General features: G+C 48.3%; 17 protein-coding genes and 2 pseudogenes. 11 read left to right on the top strand and 8 right to left on the bottom strand.

What is annotated here, in order from left to right; genetic code table 11:
* The first annotated feature begins 213 nt into the window (after window positions 1-213).
* On the top strand, window positions 214-789 hold the full coding sequence (locus V7P87_RS16405) for a glutathione S-transferase family protein (protein WP_333798401.1): 576 nt from the start codon (window positions 214-216) through the stop codon (window positions 787-789).
* 162 nt (window positions 790-951) lie between these two features.
* Window positions 952-1,068 (top strand): annotated as a pseudogene (locus V7P87_RS16400) (IS481 family transposase); the annotation flags it as partial.
* A 483-nt stretch (window positions 1,069-1,551) separates the two neighbouring features.
* Here V7P87_RS16400 and V7P87_RS16390 read toward each other — a convergent pair.
* Window positions 1,552-2,052 (bottom strand): LURP-one-related/scramblase family protein, encoded by a 501-nt coding sequence (locus tag V7P87_RS16390; protein ID WP_333798400.1) that lies wholly within the window; start codon window positions 2,050-2,052, stop codon window positions 1,552-1,554.
* 190 nt (window positions 2,053-2,242) lie between these two features.
* Between V7P87_RS16390 and V7P87_RS16385 the strand changes: the two genes are divergently transcribed.
* The 4 genes and pseudogenes from V7P87_RS16385 (at window position 2,243) to V7P87_RS16755 (ending at window position 5,272) form a co-directional block, all read left to right on the top strand.
* Window positions 2,243-2,710: a Dps family protein gene (locus tag V7P87_RS16385; protein ID WP_260656450.1), complete on the top strand. Its 468-nt coding sequence runs from the start codon at window positions 2,243-2,245 to the stop codon at window positions 2,708-2,710.
* A 239-nt stretch (window positions 2,711-2,949) separates the two neighbouring features.
* Window positions 2,950-4,035 (top strand): methyl-accepting chemotaxis protein, encoded by a 1,086-nt coding sequence (locus V7P87_RS16380; RefSeq protein WP_333798399.1) that lies wholly within the window; start codon window positions 2,950-2,952, stop codon window positions 4,033-4,035.
* A gap of 94 nt (window positions 4,036-4,129) precedes the next feature.
* Window positions 4,130-4,810 (top strand): annotated as a pseudogene (locus V7P87_RS16760) (methyl-accepting chemotaxis protein); the annotation flags it as partial.
* 30 nt (window positions 4,811-4,840) lie between these two features.
* Window positions 4,841-5,272: a CZB domain-containing protein gene (locus V7P87_RS16755; protein ID WP_442967982.1), complete on the top strand. Its 432-nt coding sequence runs from the start codon at window positions 4,841-4,843 to the stop codon at window positions 5,270-5,272.
* A 71-nt stretch (window positions 5,273-5,343) separates the two neighbouring features.
* Here the strand turns inward: V7P87_RS16755 and V7P87_RS16370 are convergent, their stop codons facing one another.
* The 3 genes from V7P87_RS16370 to V7P87_RS16360 form a co-directional block, all read right to left on the bottom strand.
* Window positions 5,344-5,487, bottom strand: coding sequence for a hypothetical protein (locus V7P87_RS16370; protein ID WP_333798397.1), 144 nt, complete (start codon window positions 5,485-5,487; stop codon window positions 5,344-5,346).
* 191 nt (window positions 5,488-5,678) lie between these two features.
* Window positions 5,679-6,284, bottom strand: coding sequence for a peptidylprolyl isomerase (locus V7P87_RS16365; RefSeq protein WP_333798396.1), 606 nt, complete (start codon window positions 6,282-6,284; stop codon window positions 5,679-5,681).
* Between the two features lie 174 nt (window positions 6,285-6,458).
* Entirely contained in the window at window positions 6,459-8,795 is a 2,337-nt protein-coding gene (locus tag V7P87_RS16360) for a methyl-accepting chemotaxis protein (protein ID WP_333798395.1), read from the bottom strand.
* A 397-nt stretch (window positions 8,796-9,192) separates the two neighbouring features.
* Here V7P87_RS16360 and V7P87_RS16355 point away from each other — a divergent pair, with 397 nt between their 5' ends.
* The 3 genes from V7P87_RS16355 to V7P87_RS16345 all read left to right on the top strand — a co-directional run bounded on the left by V7P87_RS16355 (window position 9,193) and on the right by V7P87_RS16345 (window position 11,578).
* A complete protein-coding gene (locus V7P87_RS16355; protein ID WP_333798394.1) occupies window positions 9,193-10,056 on the top strand; it encodes an MBL fold metallo-hydrolase in 864 nt (287 codons plus the stop codon).
* Between the two features lie 51 nt (window positions 10,057-10,107).
* The gene (locus tag V7P87_RS16350; RefSeq protein WP_333798393.1) at window positions 10,108-10,722 is read left to right on the top strand and encodes a hypothetical protein; all 615 of its coding nucleotides are present in this window, start codon (window positions 10,108-10,110) and stop codon (window positions 10,720-10,722) included.
* A gap of 193 nt (window positions 10,723-10,915) precedes the next feature.
* Window positions 10,916-11,578, top strand: a complete 663-nt coding sequence (locus V7P87_RS16345; protein ID WP_333798392.1) for a M23 family metallopeptidase — start codon at window positions 10,916-10,918, stop codon at window positions 11,576-11,578.
* Between the two features lie 75 nt (window positions 11,579-11,653).
* Here V7P87_RS16345 and V7P87_RS16340 read toward each other — a convergent pair whose 3' ends face one another.
* From V7P87_RS16340 to V7P87_RS16325, 4 genes are all read right to left on the bottom strand, one after another.
* On the bottom strand, window positions 11,654-12,457 hold the full coding sequence (locus tag V7P87_RS16340) for a DUF1338 domain-containing protein (protein WP_333798391.1): 804 nt from the start codon (window positions 12,455-12,457) through the stop codon (window positions 11,654-11,656).
* Window positions 12,458-12,599: 142 nt separating this feature from the next.
* Entirely contained in the window at window positions 12,600-14,102 is a 1,503-nt protein-coding gene (gene astD / locus V7P87_RS16335; RefSeq protein WP_333798390.1) for a succinylglutamate-semialdehyde dehydrogenase, read from the bottom strand.
* Window positions 14,099-15,145, bottom strand: coding sequence for an arginine N-succinyltransferase (astA, locus tag V7P87_RS16330; RefSeq protein WP_333798389.1), 1,047 nt, complete (start codon window positions 15,143-15,145; stop codon window positions 14,099-14,101). Before astA ends, astD begins: the two co-directional genes overlap by 4 nt.
* Before the next feature lie 146 nt (window positions 15,146-15,291).
* Window positions 15,292-16,509 (bottom strand): aspartate aminotransferase family protein, encoded by a 1,218-nt coding sequence (locus V7P87_RS16325; RefSeq protein WP_296298693.1) that lies wholly within the window; start codon window positions 16,507-16,509, stop codon window positions 15,292-15,294.
* A gap of 147 nt (window positions 16,510-16,656) precedes the next feature.
* Here V7P87_RS16325 and V7P87_RS16320 point away from each other — a divergent pair, with 147 nt between their 5' ends.
* Both V7P87_RS16320 and V7P87_RS16315 read left to right on the top strand, forming a co-directional pair.
* A complete protein-coding gene (locus V7P87_RS16320) occupies window positions 16,657-17,085 on the top strand; it encodes an Lrp/AsnC family transcriptional regulator (protein WP_296298691.1) in 429 nt (142 codons plus the stop codon).
* Window positions 17,086-17,226: 141 nt separating this feature from the next.
* A complete protein-coding gene (locus tag V7P87_RS16315) occupies window positions 17,227-18,921 on the top strand; it encodes an NAD-dependent malic enzyme (protein ID WP_296298689.1) in 1,695 nt (564 codons plus the stop codon).
* Window positions 18,922-19,071: the final 150 nt, after the last annotated feature.

Genomic DNA, 19,071 nt, shown 5'->3' with positions numbered 1-19,071 from the left:
AACCTGTATATCAGCAACCAGAGCCTGTGTATCAACGGCCTGAACCTGTATATCAGCAACCAGAGCCTGTGTATCAACGGCCTGAACCTGTGTATCAGCCTCCTGTTGAGCAACAAACAGAAAGGCCGATAGAATCATATCATCAGATCGAATAACAATATGCTTCATCAAACGCCCGCTTTGCGGGCGTCTTGTTATAAAAAGGGAGTCAACATGCAATTATATGGTTCACAATCGTCACCTTATGTTCGCCGTTTACGTCTGCTACTTGCAGAGCATCCACATGAATTTATCAGCATGAATATTTTTGAATCTGCTGACAGAGAACGACTGATTAAACTCAATCCTACTCGCAAAGTGCCAATGCTAAGCGATGGTGCCCAAGTGGTGTTTGATTCCGGGGTGATATTCAGATACCTGTCGCAAAAGTTTGGTTGGGCGCCATTGAGCTGGGATGAAGAAAATACCCTGACATTGATCAACGCCGTGAATGATTCGCTGGTGGAAATTTTATTGTGTCAGCGCAGTGGGTTTGACACCAACGACAACAAGCTGTTTTTTAACCTGCAACGTGAACGTATTCAGGCGGTGTTAACCGTACTGGAGCAAAAAGCCCAAGCGGGGGAGTTTAGCCATTGGAACTATCTGGCGATGAGTTTGTATGCATTGCTTGATTGGGCGGCATTTCGTAATTTAACGGATTTATCCTCTTTTCATGCGTTAAACGCTTTTGTGGCAGAGGCAAAAACGAAGCCCGGCATTAATCTTACGGATCCACGTTTATCCTAAGAGCAGGTTTTACATGAATTAGTCTCAACTTGTTCTGAGATATCGCCTTGAAAGGGTGAGAGTTACCAGTTTTGATTGTGGGTGTCGAATTCTTAATCAAAACAAAAAAGTAACTCTCATGCTCCATACTAACAATCCAATCTTTAAACACAGCATTGATTTTTGGTGGACGATGGCGGTGTTAATGCTCTGATCGAAAGAAGTCGCAGAAGTCCGAGTATCAAGAACCGAGTCGAAGAAGCTATTGAACAAGCCGTGATGGTCTATGTGTTTGAATTTTGGCCCATGGCACTGATCGAAAAAGGCGAGTTGACGTACGAGCAAGCAGTAAAGAGCGTCAGGTCTAGAGTTAGTGCAGGCTGAACGCCTTTTGAAACGCCTGACAGAGACGCGCAAGCTACGGCAACTTCTGGAACTGCACTATCGCAAGCGTATTGGCATTGGCAGCTACCTTTGATATGACTGACGGCTATTTTTGTTGTCAAAATGCGCTTGCTGAGCGGGTAAATGGCATTCTAAAAAACGAGTATTCGTGAGTGAATCCTACCAATACCGGGCAAGCAACGAGAATGATTGAAGAGTTGGTGCGTATCTGCCACACAGGTCGCCCTCATCAGGCGTTAAAATACAAAACGCCTGATGCAGTAGAGCAATTGTTGTAATGGCACAAGAGTCAACTTATTTCAGAACTAATCTTAGCCGCAGGACTTGAAGATTTTATGTAAACTCCGCGGGTGGTCATGTTGCTTGTTGAATCATGTTTTAATCGTCCCCCAGGCCTGAGTTCTTGCCCTGGTGCGAAATTCTGTCTATCACAATGACGGCAGCCAGCAACTGTGCTGTCCACTCGGCGGCATAAATTTCCACGCCATAAGTATCAGACCAGCTAAACCAGGCTTTGGATACAGAAGCCAATAACCGGCCTTGCTGACGAATTTGATATTCGTGCTGCCATAAATTACCGCTGATTTCGAGTTCACCAGCCGGGCCATAAACGCTAAAACGCGAGGTCCAGAACGGCCAGAACCGTTTTTTTATCAGCCATTCGCTGCCGTCGGCGCACAACAAACGGCAAGCTGGCAATAAAGTTAAATATTTGCGTTTAATTTTCAGAAGTTCGCGCCCATGCATATCGTAAAGCGTTTGACTGCTGGAAATACTAAACAGCTTGCCTTTGGCCTGCAGCACCACTGCGCCCCGTTCATCCTGAATATCAAAGCTGTCGGTCAGGCTAAAGATTTTTTGCCGGATCTGGTATTTCATCACGTCTCCTTGTGCGTTTTTTCGCAAGATAAATCAATTAACCCAAATAAGAAAGACTGGGCACACACAAAGGCAAACTTTGCGCCCGGCGTAAAAGGTTGTTGTTTTGGCCTCATCTGCTTTGAAGCAGGCGCTTTTTTCCGCTAAGGTAAGCCTGTGATTTGTTTATATAAACTTCAGGGTGATCAGGATGAAAATTAATATTGGTATTGAAGAGCAAGACCGTAAAGCCATAGCTGCTGGTTTAGCCGTGCTGTTGGCTGACACTTATACCTTGTATTTAAAAACCCACAATTACCACTGGAACGTGACAGGACCGATGTTTCAGGCACTACACACTTTATTTGAAACCCAATATACCGAATTGGCGCTGGCGGTGGATTTAATCGCTGAGCGCATTCGTGCTTTGGGTGAATTTGCGCCTGGCTCTTATAAAGAATTTGCCAAACTGACCAGCATTAAAGAAGCCGACGGCCATTTAACTGCCGAAGAGATGATTAAAGATTTGGTCAAAGGCCAGGAAGCTATTGCCAAAACAGCCCGCTCTATTGTGCCCGTGGCCGATAAAGCCTCTGATGAGCCGACACTGGATTTATTAACTCAGCGCATGCAAGCGCATGAGAAAAATGCCTGGATGCTCAGAAGTTTAGTCAGCTAAAACTCGGTAGGTCTAACAAGGACTTCAGCTGAGGTCCTTTTTTATAAAAGCGCTTTTGCAAAGCGAGCGGTGAATCAAGCTGCAGCTTTGTGCTGTTGTTGCTGTGCTTTGCCTCTGGTGGCAAAGCACAAGATGGTGTTTTGGCTGATAAATATTTTATAGCCAGCTTGTTTTAGTCTTTTTTTGCCTGATGCCTTGGCATAGGATGGAGTTTCGATGTTGAGCTCCAGGGGAGACTTATGATTTTTAACCGTGCGCTGAAAGAAGAAAACCAACAACTCAGACAACAACTGAAAGAACTACAACAACAATATCAGGCAGAACAACAACAAAAAGACAGCCAACTGCAACAACTGCATCACGAGCTGCAGCAATTACAGCAGCAACAGCTTCATCAGCAACAATGGCAACAACAGTCATTTGCCGGCGCAACAACGCTTGCTATGGTGCAACAGACAGTGAACCAGCTGGCAGAGAGTCTGATTGATGAAAGAACAGCACTTGCCAGACTTGAAGATATTTTTGGTCAAACCCAAAGTGCCATCCGCACCTTAGAAACCCGCTCTGTGCATATTACCGACCATGCCAATCAAAGTGCACAAACTGCCGCTGTGCTGGATGGCACCGCCAGCGCTATCACGCAGCTTATTTCCAGTATTCAGGAAATTTCTGATCAAACCAATTTACTGGCACTCAACGCGGCGATTGAAGCGGCTAGAGCCGGTGAAGCGGGCCGTGGTTTTGCCGTGGTGGCCGACGAAGTCCGTACCCTGGCTGGCAAAGCCAACGAAGCCAGTAAACAAATTGAAAATCTGATCCGTAAAGTCATTGAACAAACCAACAATATCAAAGCCATGGTGCAACAGAGCCAGCAAAGTGCCGCTGATATTTCGGTGTCGAGCAGCCAGATTGATCAGGTGGTGAATGAAGTGATCAACCGCTCTGAAGCGATGAAAAAACTGATTCGTACCACCACCACCTTAACTTACCTGAATGGCCTGAAACTGGATTATTTAACCTTTAAAGCTGAGCTGTATCAGGCGTTGCAACAGCACAAAACTTTGCCGGCGTCGCTGGCGGAGCAAAAATTCCAGAGCTGGTGCGGCACTACTGGTTATGGCTATAAACATTATGGCCAGCTAGCTAGCTTTAAAAGCATAGAAAGGCCACACCGTGCTATGCACGAAGCTGCGCGTGAAGCACAAAAAGCTGCGCTTGATCACAACGAAACCAGAATGAACAGCACGCTGGCGGACGTTGAATCGCAGTGTCTGCAGGTTGTTCAGGCCATCACACTGTTACAGCAGGATGTTGCTGCCGCCTGAAAACCTGCGTTTGATCTAAGACAAAAGTCGTGTTCAATATCTGATGCAAACTGGCCTAACATAGCAAGTCAGGCCAGTGCGCACAGAGGTTTAAATGTTTTTCCGCAAGAAATTACATCAAGAAATCAACCAACTGCAACAGCAACTTGTGGAACACAGGCAGCAAGCAATTGCAGAACAACAGCGGCAGCAGCAAGAGCTGGTTTTGCACAAACACCAGCTTGATGAACAAAAGCAACTCTGTATACAGCAACAGCAATTATGTAGCTGCATGCTAAGTGGCAATGCACTGTTGAGCACCATCCGTGAGGATCTGGCTGATAATGCAACAGCACTGGCAACAGAGCATCAGTCGTTACAGCAGCTCGAACAATTGTTTCAGCACACAAAATCGGCAGTGGCTGAACTCGACAGCAGGGCACAGCAAATTACCCGGGATGCTGCACAAAGCGCGCAGGTTGCAGCGGTGCTTGATGGTACAGCGGGTGCTATTAACCAACTGATTTCCAGTATTCAGGAAATATCTGATCAAACGAATTTACTGGCGCTCAACGCTGCAATTGAAGCCGCCAGAGCGGGCGAAGCAGGGCGTGGTTTTGCCGTAGTCGCTGATGAAGTCCGCACACTGGCAGGCAAGGCGCATCAGGCCAGCAGCCAAATTGAACAACTTATCCGGCAGGTGATGGATCAAACCAGCAACATCCGCCAGATGGTGGCGCAAAGTCAACAAAGTGCGGATGCAGTGGCAACAAGCTCGCTTCAGATAGATAATGTAGTCAATCAGGTCATTCAGAGTTCTGACCATATGCAAAAAGTGATTTCCGGCTCCGCCACTATTGCCTTTTTAAACACTGTCAAACTTGATCATGCCGTCTGGAAAACACAAGTCTACAATCTTCTGCAACAACAGAGTTATCAACAAACTCTGATAACCCATACACAATGCCGGTTAGGTCAGTGGTATTTTCAAGGGGAAGGTGCCCGTTTATACGGTAATTTACCCGCTTTTAAGCGACTGGACGCGCCGCATCAGGCGGTACACAAAGCAGGTCAGGCAGCATTGGAAGCAGCTTTGCGGGGCGATTTCCCGGGCCTGAGCCATGCACTACAGCTGATGGAGCAAAGCAGCATGCAAGTGACAAATGCACTGACAGCTTTACAACAGGATGTCATTTCTAATGAGCGTCAACATGGAGCCGATTGGCAAATAAGCGGGAAAAAGCCATCAGTGACCTAAAGCCCGGGTTACGCGCAATACCGGCGTTTTCATCAGCCAAAACGCCGGCAACATACCACATAACACCAGCTTCAGAGCGCTGTCAGCACCTTATCAAGCAAGGCCTGGGTGGACCAATCCAGCTGGTGATAAGCAACCGCTGCCAGCGCCCAGTCTTTGTCGGTGGCAGGCAATACAGGTGTCGCTGTGTTCGCAAGCAGCGGCGATGCTGCCATGAGCATCAGACCGCAGCCAAGCGGGGCAACGGCTTTTGGCAAAAACATGGTGAAGCTCAGCCAAAATAATCGTTATTTTTTGTTAAAAGTTTAAAATGCTAACTGAAACAATAAGATGTGATCAATCAACACTTGAGTTTTCTGTGACACCAGTTTTATCCGGCAGCAGAGTGCGTGATGCTGGCGCAGGGTTAAGGCTGTTTTACACTGATGCTGTGGATCAGCACCGGCGTGTGGGGCCTGTGAAAGGCTACAGCTTGGCCTCCCGGATTATCCAGCCATTTTTCCGTGACTTTCACTGCGGCTATCTTATCCAGCACGGCTTCGCCTTCGATGAGCTGACCAAAATGGCTGTATTTGCCGTCTAAATGGGCACGTCGCGCCAGACAAATATAAAATTCTGTGCTGCCACTGTTGGGATCTTCATCCCTTGCAATGCCCAGGCTGCCTTTGATTTGTGGTTTATCGGGCGAGAATTCCGCGTCCAGCTGATATTTTTTATGGTCAGGGTGCAAATCGTCATTGATACCGGCCTGAATGACATGGCCTTTCACCACCCGGTAAAACTCTTTGCCGTTATACCAGCCGCTTTTTGCCAGCTTGATAAATTGCGCCGTAGTTTTAGGGGTTATTTTGTCATCCAGTGCAAAAGTCATATCACCGTAATTAGTGCTGATCACCACTTGTGGTGATGATAGATGCACTTGGGACGACGACGCAGCGAGCTGGGGGGAAGCTGCAAACAGCAGGGGGCTTATCAACAGTAATGGAAAAAAACAAAGAAATTTTGGCAACATCTGAGGGTCCTTGTTGCTGATTTTTTGCAGTGGTTGTCTAAAAATCAGCCTAACAGGACACAGCGCAGAATAACACCGACAAGGTGATTTTTATGTTGTCAGCGTGAAAGCAGCCCGCTAAGGCTGTTTTAACTTCACTTTGCTATCAATTAACTGGCAGAAGCATTTTCAGTACTAGCCTCGAAGTTTTAATACCGAAGCCTGTTGCGCCACTTCCTCTGTCAGTTGCTGCTGTCTTTTGGCCTGCTCACTTAAGCTGAACATGGCTTCGTCTGTGCTGCTGGCACTGCTGCTGATATGGTCAAGCGCACTGCCAATACCCTGACTACGGCTGGTTTCGGCCACACTGAGCTGATAAACCGCAGCTGTGGCTTGGGCGATGCGGCTGACTGCATCAAGGCTGATGGTCAGGGCCTGGTCGGCCGCTTCTGCACTTTTTAAACATAAAGCAGTGCTTTGTTGTTCATGCTGCAGGCCAGTGTTGGTTTGTTGTACCGACAAACTGAGCTGATTCAGCATCTGCTGAATTTCCAAAGTGGCCTGCTGGGTACTGCCGGATAAGCGCCGCACTTCATCGGCTACCACGGCAAAACCCCGGCCGTGTTCACCAGCACGGGCCGCTTCAATAGCGGCATTTAATGCCAGCAAATTGGTTTGTTCGGCCACACCTTTGATGGTATCGAGTACCTGAACTATATTGGTGGCGGCCTGTTCCAGTGCCAGCATACTGTCGCTGGAACTGCTAACCTGGGCAGATAACTGACTCAGGCGTTGTTGCATTTCTTTGAGCTGTGTCATGCCCTCAGAAGATTGGTGTTCTGCTTCTGTTGCCGCTTCGCTGGCCTGTTGTAACTGCAGTTGCATGCCTAACAGCGCCTGCTGGCTTTGTCTGGCGTCCTGATGTAACTGTAATAACGCACTTTTTTGCGCAAAAACCGCCTGCTGGCATTGGCTGCTGATCTCAAGCTGCGTTTTGGCCTGTTGCTGGCTTTGCGCGCCTGCTGCCAATAATTTATTCAGCACTTGTGATAGGTTGCTAAAAAGCTGATTCAGCGCATCGGCCATGGCCTGAAGCTCAGCGTCACCACGCCGTTCAAAATGGGTTTGTAAGTTATGAGAAGCTGCCGCCTGGCTAATAGCACCGGCAAAATACTCCAGTGGCGCTGCCATACTGCGGCCGATGCGCCAGGCTACAAATAACGACAACAGCGTTAGCACCAGCACGATGAGCACACTAAAAGCCAGGGTTTGTGATCTGAGATCGTACAGGGTGGCAAAAGCTTCGCTGCTGTCTTGTTGGGTCAGCAAGGCGTAGTTGCTATTACCAATCTGCACCGGCTGATAGTTCAGCAGTACTTCCACTCCCCGGTAGTCAGTGGTGTTAACCATGCCGGTTTTTCCGCCAAGTGCCGCCTGCACTTCTTTGGACGTCAGGGTTAAACGTCCGCTCAGGCCAAAAGCGCCTTGCTGCGCTGCAAGTTCAGGGTAGAGCTGTTTAAACTCTGCCGCTGATGCCAGTTCAGGCCGAAGTGATGTGACCAGCTTGCCATCGGGCGCGACCAGATAACTGTCGCCACTCTGACCTAAACCAATGTGCTGCCAGTTTTGCTGTTGTGTCATTAAAGCGGTGAGCGCACTGACCGGGAGCTGCAGCACCAGTACACCCTGAGTGTCATTGCTGCCACTCATCGGGCTTTGTACTTTGGCCAGCAGAAACAGCACCGGCATCTGAAAATAACCATCAAATGCCGCAGGTTCAGTGATGAGCCAGGATGTTTGTGAAGTGGAGCCTGCCGGCTGTTTCAGTAAGTTTTTAACGGCATTAGCCAGTGGGCTGGCGGCAAAAGCACCATCTTTGAGTGAAGTGGCAAAAACCGGGGTTTTATGTACTGAATACACCACATTCAGCTGCTTTGCATCCACCAGATACAGCTCCTGTAAGCCATAACGGCGGCTGACTTCGACAAAACTCTGGTGAAATCTTTTGTGTTGCTGTGCATAGACGGAGCCATCGGCGGCATCGGTGAAACTGGCCAGATGGTCGGCCTCTGCAGGGTTCTGGCTTAAGTACCTGTGTTGTAACAACAAAGTTTCAGTGCGGCTTTGATTGAGCCATTTGTTGATATCGGGTGCAAAGGCCTGATTTATTTGAGATGAAAGCGGCAGATACTTCTGCTGATACCAGGCCTTTAAATCGGCTTTTAAAGTGTCATCACCCGGGTTACTGACTTCATAACGGTAAGAAGAAAAAGGCCGCTCCAGTGCATACAAAGCTTCCTGTGTCAGCCGGTTGGCGGCCAGACTTAATAACAAGTCACGCTGCGCATTGAGATACAACCCCAGAGCCTGCTCACGGCCGCGAGCCACCGCATTAAACTGCTCGCTGACACTGCTAGTCAGCGCCTGCTGCGCTTTATGTTGCGACAGGGCTGCAGTAGTCAGCACTGCCAGTAACACCGCCGATACTGTGGCAGTCGCCATTATGGACATAAACTTTATTGCAATCTTCATACAACCCCGGATTAACTATCGCAACAGATGCCGGGCAGCTTAAGAGCTCTGCATGACAACTTTATGACAAAAGCCATTTGGATGGCTGTGTTGCGCAGATTCGGATGCTAAGGCGCTGTGGTGGGACAGCTTGCGGCCAGGGGGAGTTTGTCGTTTAGGGGCTGCTTGGTGCGGAGGCTGTGCGGTAAAACCAGCTTGTTATCAGCCTGAGCCTGCCTTTGCTTTGATAGCTATTGTTATGCAATATGGGTATATCCTTAGCTCTTTTTGTTATGAATTGACTTTGTTATAGTTGCGCCATTATCAGCACAGCCACAGGCGCGGCAAACAATGGGCTTTAGACATTATCAAAACGCCGCGCTATCAAATCAGACAGCGTTGGCACAGGAGAGCGACAATGGCGTTGAGCGTAAAAGAGTTTTTTGACAATGATTCAAACACTTATAGTTATGTTGTTTGGTGTGATCAGCGTCTGCAAGCGGCCATTATTGACCCTGTACTGAATTTTGATGCTGCGTCAGGCCGTACCAATGTTAAAGCTGCTGATGCGCTTATCGCATTGGTGAAAGAACTGGGACTGACACTTTGTTATGTGCTGGAAACCCATGTGCATGCCGACCATTTATCGGCTGCACCTTATATCCGTCAGCAACTCGGTGGACAAACCGGCATTGGCAGCCGCATTCATGAGGTGCAGCAGGTATTTGCCGGTATTTTTCATACTGAAGATGATTTTAAAACCGATGGCAGTCAGTTTGATTTATTGCTGGACGATGGTGCTGTATTGCCGCTGGGTGAGCTGCAGATCCGCGTGATCCATACCCCCGGACATACACCGGCTTGTGTTTGTTACCAGATAGCGGATGCGGTTTTTGTCGGTGATACCTTATTTATGCCGGATTATGGCAGTGCCCGTTGTGATTTCCCGGGTGGCGACGCTGCAACTTTATATAAGTCGGTACAAAAGTTATTTGTGTTGCCGGATGAAACCCGGATGTTTTTATGTCACGACTACAAAGCCGCAGGGCGCAATGAATTTAGCTTTCAAACCACAGTTGGCGCGCAAAAACAGCAGAATATTCATTTGCGCCAGGGGGTCACTGAGCAGGAATTTGTCGCACTTCGCACAGCACGGGATGCCACGCTGAGTATGCCAAAACTGTTATTGCCCTCAGTGCAGGTTAATATGAGAGCAGGGCAGCTGCCGCCCGCTGAGGACAATGGGGTGGTGTATTTAAAACTGCCGCTGAATTTATTTTAGGCTGTTGAACTACGAACAATGGTCAAAAGTACAGAAGGGGCCAAGATAAAGATGCGCAACAACCGTCTTCAGCAGCTGCCGTTGTTGGTATGCAGCGACATTTTTGGTGTTACGCCGGCATTACAGGCACAATTTAGCGCCTGGCGCGCTCCCTTGTTGTGGCTGTCGCCTTATCAGCAAACTCATCAGTTTCAACATGAAGAGCAGGCGTACCGGCATTTTGTAAAGCAGGGCGGCCTGGACAGCTACCGGCAGAAGTTACAACAGTTATTACAGCAACTGTCGCAGCACGATGCACAAAGCTGCCAGATGCCTTTGCTGGCGGTTGGTTTTAGTGCCGGCGCTGCCGCGCTCTGGTGTGAAATTGCCCAAATACAGCCTGGTCTTATCAAACAGGCGTTTTGTTTTTATGGTGGGCAAATTCGTTTTTACCCAGAGTTACAGCCCCAGTGTCCAACGTCGCTGATCTGGGCCAAAGAACAGCATTTTGATGTCAAGGCGCTGGCGCAGACAGTTTCCGGGACTGCCAATGTCAGCAGCAGGTGCTGTGACTATGGCCATGGTTTTTTGAATCCCTCCTCTTTGCAGTATCACAAACAAGGTGCTGCTTATTATCAGCGCTGGCTGCTGCAGCAGTTAACGACCGCTCACACCAGTAAAGCCTGAGCATAAAAGTTCCGGTCTGTGGTCTTGGGTCGTAGCTGTGCGTTCTGATGCATGTGATGTGTAAGCGGGCATTATTTCGGCAAATAACCTGCCTGCAAAGCAGTAGCACTTGTCGGCGCTAAAAATACAGGTAACACTGGTTATCAGATTGTTTTCGCTTGGTATTCAGGCTGCTTTGAAAGGTGTTTTGTTGATGCAGGGAAACCTAATATTGTCTCAAAGGGCTGCTCAGCGGTTTTTTCGTCTGGTGTATGGTCGGGGCACTTTTGTTAATTTTGCTGCCAAGAGCCCATGCTCAGACAGCTGGCAGAGCAAAACTAAATGGCTGAGTGTGGTTTTGGTGATGCTGCTCAGTGCCTGTAGCAGCGCACCAGCACCTGTATCCAAAGTCCGGCCGCAACAAGAGCCGGTGTTTCAAAGTGCCCCAGGGCCTGCGCCTTTTGTACACCCGGTGCCGGGCGCCCGTATCAGCTCAGCCTTTGCCAAATATATAGTGAAAAGCCGTAACAGACGTCATCACGGTGTGGATTTTGCGGCGCCTCAAGGCACGCCTGTGTATGCGGCAAGCTCGGGTGTGGTGCTCAACGCCGATATGGGCAGTATGAGTGACGCTTTTGGTATGGCGGTGCTGATTGAACATGGTGATAAGTTGCAAAGCCTGTCGGCGCATTTATCCAGAATTGATGTCGAAATTGGCGACTTTGTGATGGCCGGTCAGCAAATTGGTCTGGTTGGAGCAACAGGCCGCGCTACGGGGCCACATCTGCATTTTGAACTCTGGCGTAATGGTCATCCGCAGGACCCACTGCAGTATTTACCGGCAGAGGCGCAGCGCCAGCGTATTAGCGCACCTTAACGTCGCTTTTGATAAGATTTACAAACAACAAAAAAGCGCCCAAAGGCGCTTTTTTATGTTCAATTAAAAACACTGTTAACGTGCGTTGGTGCTTTCAAAAATTTTGTCGGCAGAAGCTGCCACAAAACCTGAATATAAGCTGCCATCTGCGGTCGGGAAACGACGGGCAAATTCATAAAAACAGCTTGGGATCATGGCGTTGCCGTCGGTAAATTCAACTAAAGCTTCGTCCGCCAGCGTTGATGATTGTTTTAACAATACATCTTTGCTGCCCTTAATTTCGCCGCCAGAGGTATTCAGTGCAAAACCGGCGTTTTTCAGCGCCTGGTTCACTGAATCCAAAGTTTCGAAGTTTTGTAACGCATTCACTGACACTGTGAAATGGTTTGCACGGAAACCCCATACACTCATCCAGGCGGCGTATTCACTTTCTGCCAATAAAGTTTTGTAAGTGGCCTGGTCAATAGCCCAGTGGCGGCCTGAATACAGGAAGTTATCTGCGCTAACAGCAGCCGGATCCATCTGAGCTACTAAATCGTTGACGATTTTTTGTAATTGTTCCGAGCATTTTTCCAGTAATAACTCAGAGATAAACACTTTTGGCTGGTTGGCATCCGGATGTTCATAGTGTTTGGCGTACAGTTTTTTCGACTCAAAGTGGTATTCACCTTTTTCAACATAACCCAGCGCCAGAAAATGCGCGGCCAGTTTGTCCAGGCCAATTTGCGGCAGGTTAAAGGTGCGCAGCGCGATATGGTCATTGATCACGTCGTTTTGTTGTGAAGAGCCGAGCAGAGCATGAATTTTCTGCGCTGAAGGCGTGACCGTCAGATAGTTTTCCCACAGTTTGGCAAATAATTCATTCACATTGGTATGCATGATAAATCCTATATTAAACAGCAATATGGCTACAATTTTTAAAAAGCGGGGCAGTGTAGCTGCCCAGCCTGGGTTCTGCTTTGATCCAGTTAAACTTTTTAGGTGTTTACTGGTTCAGTTATTCGCTAAATACAGTTGTTTACTAAATACTGAGTCCGGGGCTTAAGCTGGCTGGTAAAGTCACAGCCTGCGCTTCTACCGACGACACCGGATAAGCGCAATAATCCGCCGCATAATAAGCCGAAGCTCTGTGATTGCCGCTGGCACCTATACCACCAAAAGGGGCAGCGCTGGAGGCGCCGGTAATAGGTTTGTTCCAGTTGACAATACCGGCACGGATACGGGCAAAAAAGTGCTGATAATCCGCTTCATTGTCAGCCAGTAAACCAGCGGACAGACCAAAGGCGGTGTTATTGGCTTCAGCAATTGCCGCGTCGAGGTTGTCATAACGGTACACTTTCAGAAGTGGTCCAAAATGTTCCTCATCCGGCAATGCTTTGGCATGGGTCACATCAATAATGCCCGGGCTGACAAAAGCATCACCAATCGGTAATTGTTTCAGTTCAAGCAAAGACACGCCGCCGAGCGCCTGAATATCGTCCTGGGCTTTGACCATGCCAGCTGCTGCTTTGGCGCTAATCATGGCGCCATAAAACGGCTGATTGTCGGCAAAAGGATCGGCCACCTGAATGTTGGCCGCTGCACTTAACAGCTTGGCCAGAATGGCATCACCATTGGCTGAGCGTTCAATAAACAACCGGCGGGCACAGGTACAACGTTGACCGCTGCTGATAAAAGCCGACTGAATAATGTCATGCACTGCAGCGTCGATATTGGCCACATCTTTGACGATGAGCGGGTTATTGCCGCCCATTTCCAGCGCCAGAATTTTGCCTGGCTGACCGGCGTATTGCTGATGCAGATAATGGCCTGTGCTTGAGCTGCCGGTAAAAAACAAACCATCAATGCCAGCATGACCCGCCAGCGCTTTGCCTGTGGCCACTTCACCTTGCACCAGGTTGATGACTCCGGCCGGTAAACCCGCTTGCTGCCAAAGCTGAACCGTAAATTCAGCAACTTTAGGCGTCAGCTCCGAAGGTTTAAACACCACAGTGTTACCGGCAATCAGCGCCGGCACTATATGACCATTAGGTAAATGGCCCGGGAAGTTATAAGGGCCAAATACCGCCACTACACCATGAGGTTTGTGGCGGATAAAAGCACGGGCGCCAGGCATTGGGTTTTCTACTGTGCCGGTACGCTCGTGGTAGGCTTTAATCGAAATGGCAATCTTGCCGGTCATGGCTGCCACTTCAGTGCGGCTTTCCCATAGAGCTTTGCCGGTTTCTTCAGCAATACATCTTGCCATTTGTTCGGTATTGGCTTTTAACTGCTCGGCAAAAGCTTCAACAATGGCAAGACGTGCTTCCAGGCTTAACTGCGACCAGCGGTAAAAAGCTTCACGGGCACTCTGAATAGCAGCATCAACCTGAGCGGCATCTGCACTCTTGCCCTGCCAAATCACGCTGTTGTTCGCCGGATTCACTGAGCTGAACAAAGTACCGGCGCCTTGTTGCCACTCACCATTGATAAACTGTACCGCTGTATTCAAGGCTGTTGTTTGAGATTGGGTAGACTGGCTCATTTGGCACCTTTTTCCAGATTTAAATAACGAACAAAATCACCGTTTTGTACTTTCAGTGCATCAGCCACTTCACTGCTGAGTAAAATCACATTCTGCTCAGTGCAAAGTTTTACATCATCACTGAAGGTGGCACGGAAATTTGCGCTTGAGGTGTTACAAAGTGCCAGCACCACACCGCCATGGCGTTTTTCGGCATTATCTTCAATACGCACTTCAACTTTATGGCTTTGCCGCACTGACTTAATTTGTTTTAGCTGCGCTTCAACCGTCGGGCCAGCGTCAAATAAATCGACATAACCACGGTGGATAAAACCCTCATTTTCCAGAAGTTTTAACGCAGGTTTGGTATTTTCGTGCACTTCACCTATCACTTTTTGTGCCGATTCCGGCAGCAAGCTGACATAAATAGGGTGACGTGGCATTAAATCAGCAATAAAACCTTTGTTGCCAATGCCAATTAAATGGTCGGCTGTGGGGAAGTCGATGCTGAAAAAATAAGTCTGTAACCACTGCCAGAACGGCGGTAAAGCGTTGTCATCGGCCACACCACGCATTTCGGCAATCACCAGCTTGGCAAAACGTTTGGGCTGCTCGGCCATAAATAAAAACCGCACCTTGGATAAAAAACGGCCGTTCAGGCCTGCGCGGTAAGGCTCGCGCAAAAACAAAGTGCAAATTTCAGAAACGCCGGTGTAGTCGTTACACATGGTCAAGACTTCCACCGGATTAAACACATTCAGTTCATTCGAGTGGTGGATAACGGTACTTTTATGAAAATGGTACAGCGGATTGGTTAAACCGACAGAAGCTTCAATGCCTGAGGTGCCCAGGATCTCCCCTGTGGTGGTGTCTTCCAGCACAAACAAATAACCCTGATTGCCGGGTTTATCGGTGTCGATGGCAAAACTATGTTCTGAGTGAGCGATTTTTTGTTTGAGTTTCTGCTCATTCACCGGCAGCGATGTAAAGCCAGCGCCTGATTCAATGGCAATTTGCATCAGTGCCGGGTAGTCCGATTGTTGGATCGGGCGGATCAATAACATCTTATGTTGTCCTCAACAGAGCCTGTGTTGCTCATTACAAAGGTTTAAAACTAAGGTAAAACCGTCAGTTAGAACCCGTGGTGCCGCGAGGATAAAAGCCACGGCAGAGGCCGTGGCTTTTATTCTGCGTCAGTTCTTTTTGCGGATTAACCGGCTTTTTTCGCAGCAACCAGCTTGGCAATTGCCGCTTCAAATTTCGCCATACCCGCTTTGATGTCCGCTTCCGGAATAATTAACGAAGGGGCAAAACGCACCACGTTATAACCGGCCATCAGCACCAATAAACCTTCTTCGGCAGCGGCCAGCATAAAGTCACGGGATTTACCGGCGTAATCAGCATTTAATGCAGCACCAACCAATAAACCTTTACCGCGGATGTCGCTAAATACATGGTATTTTTCATTGATGGCGTGCAGTGCATCTTTAAACAGTTTTTCGCGGGTTTTTACGCCGTTCAGTACTTCAGGGGTGTTGACTGTGTCAAAAGCAGCTAAACCAACAGCACAAGCCAGCGGGTTACCGCCATAAGTGCTACCGTGGGTACCAACCACTAAGTGTTTGGCAATGTCGTTGGTGGTCAGCATAGCGCCAATAGGGAAACCGCCGCCCAGGGCTTTGGCTGTGGTTAATACGTCTGGCGTCACACCTAAACCCATATAAGCGTACAGTTCGCCGGTACGGCCCACACCAGATTGCACTTCATCAAATACCAACAGCGCATTGTGCTGGTTACAGAGCTCACGTACACCTTTGATAAATTCAACGGTCGGGCTGATGATACCGCCTTCACCTTGCAACGGCTCTAACACCACAGCACAGGTTTTGTCTGAAATCAGGGCTTTCAGGCTATCGAGGTTGTTGTATTCAGCATGGTCAATATCAGCAGGTTTAGGGCCAAAACCATCAGAATAAGCGGGTTGACCACCGACAGACACTGTAAAGAGGGTACGGCCGTGGAAACCTTGTTTAAAAGCGATGATCTGGGTTTTTTCCGGGCCATAGTTATTCAATGCGACCCGGCGCACCAGCTTTAATGCTGCTTCGTTGGCTTCAGCACCCGAGTTGGCAAAATAAACTTTGTCAGCAAAAGTGTTATCAACCAGACGTTTAGCCAGCATTAAGGCGGGTTCGTTGGTCATGGTGTTTGACAAATGCCACAGTTTGTTGGCTTGTTCGGTTAAGGCTTTCACCAGTACCGGATGGCAGTGCCCTAAACAGTTCACGGCGATACCACCGGCAAAATCGATAAATTCACGGCCTTGCTGATCCCAGAGTTTTGAACCTTCACCACGCACCGGAATAATAGGTGACGGCGCATAGTTAGGAACCATCACTTCATCAAATAAACTTCTTGTGACCTGCATTTTTAACCTCTGGATTCAGTTGTAAACCGGTTGTGCCGGTATTCTTTGGGGTATCCCTTATTATATTGAGCAGAACCACCAAAATGCAGTAGCATTATTGACATATTTCATGTTTATTTAGTCAATTTAACGGCGAGGGCAAACAAAATGCTAAGCAAAGAAGATGAAAGGTTACTTTCTATCCTCAGGACCAACGCCAGAACCAGCGTGTCGGATTTAGCCAGATTGTTAAATTTGTCGCGTTCTACAGTGCAAACCCGCATTGCCAGGCTGGAACAAACCGGCGTGATTAAAGGTTATGTGGTGGAATATGGCGACAAGTTTGTCAGTAGCCTGGTGTCAGCCCATGTGTCTATTAAGGTAAAACAAAAACTCACCACCAAAACCAATGTGGAGCTTAAACAAATTCCACAAATATCAGAGCTTTATGCCATTAGTGGTGAATACGATCTCATTGCTGTGGTGCAGGCGCAAAGCACAGAACAGCTGAGTCACCTACTGGATGATATTGGTAATCTGGATGGGGTAGAGCGGACCAATTCTGCGGTGGTGTTGGAAACCAAATTTAAGCGTTAGACGTAATAAAACAACAATGTGAAGCAATTGTAGCGCTTTCAGGCAAAAGTCCGACCAGTTCAGTGAAATTTTACTACGAGGCGCTACAACAGGTAAACTCTCTACAATTTTCCGCCAGATGGCCACCAGATCAGGATTTTTATGCGTCAGTCAGAGCAAAATACCCCTTTGTATATTCATTACGCCGGACCGGCTTTATTGGAAACCCCTTTATTAAATAAAGGCAGTGCATTTAGCCGCGAAGAGCGTGCCGCTTTTAACCTGACAGGTTTATTGCCACCGCGTTATGAAACTATTGAAGAACAGGCGGCTCGCGCCTATATGCAATATTCATCTTTTGAAGAGCCGATTAACAAACACATTTATCTGCGGGTGGTGCAGGATAACAACGAAACTTTGTTTCACCGTTTGTTGCAAAACCACTTAGAAGAAATGCTGCCCATCATCTATACGCCGACAGTGGGTGATGCCTGTGAGCGGTTTTCTGATATTTACCGCAGCGCCCGTGGTTTGTTTATTTCGTACAGCGACCGCGACCAACTCGATGATGTGCTCAGAAGCGCCACCAAGAAAAAAGTCAAAGTCATAGTGGTCACAGATGGTGAGCGGGTGCTGGGTCTTGGTGACCAGGGCATTGGCGGTATGGGCATTTCTATTGGCAAGTTGTCGTTATACACAGCCTGTGGTGGGATCAGCCCCGCTTATACCTTGCCGGTTTGCCTCGATGTAGGCACCAACAACGAAAAGCTGTTGAACGATCCTTATTACATGGGCAACCGTCACCGCCGTATTACTGGCGATGAATACTACGAATTTGTTGATAAATTTATCAAAGCCGTCAAACGCCGCTGGCCTGAGGCTATGGTGCAGTTTGAAGATTTTGCCCAGCCCAATGCCATGCCGTTGTTAAAACGCTACCGCGACCAGATCTGCTGTTTTAACGATGATATTCAGGGCACAGCTGCCGTGACAGTCGGCACTTTACTGGCGGCCTGTCGCTCCAAAGGCCAGAAATTGTCCAGCCAGAAAGTGGTGTTTGTCGGCGCTGGTTCTGCCGGTTGTGGTATTGCCGAGCAAGTCATCAGCCAAATGGTGTCAGAAGGTTTAACTGATGCCAAAGCGCGCAGTCAGGTGTATATGGTCGACCGTTTTGGTTTATTGACCGAAGGTATGAGCGATTTACGTGACTTCCAGCAGGCATTGGTACAGCAAAAAGACGCTATTGCCGATTGGTCTTTTAGTGGTGACTATGCGTCATTGCGTGATGTGATGAACTGCGCCAAACCCGATATTCTCATTGGCGTATCCGGTGTGGCTGGTTTGTTTACCGAAGCTGTGGTTAAGGCGATGAAAAAACACTGTGAGCTGCCGATCATTATGCCGCTCAGTAACCCTATTAAGCAGATTGAAGCCAGACCGGAAAAAATTATTGAATGGACAGAAGGCAAGGTGATTATCGCCACCGGCAGCCCGTTTAAACCTATTGAATATCAAGGTAAATTTTATCCTATTGCCCAGTGCAATAACAGCTACATTTTCCCTGGTATTGGCCTCGGTGTGCTGGCGGTTAAAGCCAAACGTATCAGCGATGAGATGCTCAGAACCGCCAGTGAAACCCTGGCAGCAGCGTCGCCGCTTGCCAACACAGGCGAGGGTGGTTTATTGCCACCACTGACCCAACTTGCTGAACTTTCTAAAAAAATTGCTTTTGAGGTAGCCAAGGTTGCGATGCAACAAGGCCATGCGCTGGAGCTGGATGACGAAAGTTTGCAGAAAAAAATAAACGCTAATTTCTGGAAACCTGAATACCGTCAGTATAAAAGGGTGAGCAGTTAAGCATATGCGGGGATAAACTGCCTTTCCCATCAATGCTAAAAAGAGCCGGGGTCAGCCCGGCTCTTTTTTATCCATTAAAAGCAGCAGCCATGTCGCTAATGCCAGTCAGTTAAGCTGACTGGCATTATTTTTTGTGCGGATATTTACCCG

This window comes from Rheinheimera sp. (assembly GCF_036782235.1).
In the GTDB taxonomy this organism is placed as follows: Bacteria; Pseudomonadota; Gammaproteobacteria; order Enterobacterales; family Alteromonadaceae; genus Pararheinheimera.
Note: the sequence above shows the minus strand (reverse complement) of the source record. Positions and strands in the feature narration are given on the sequence as shown.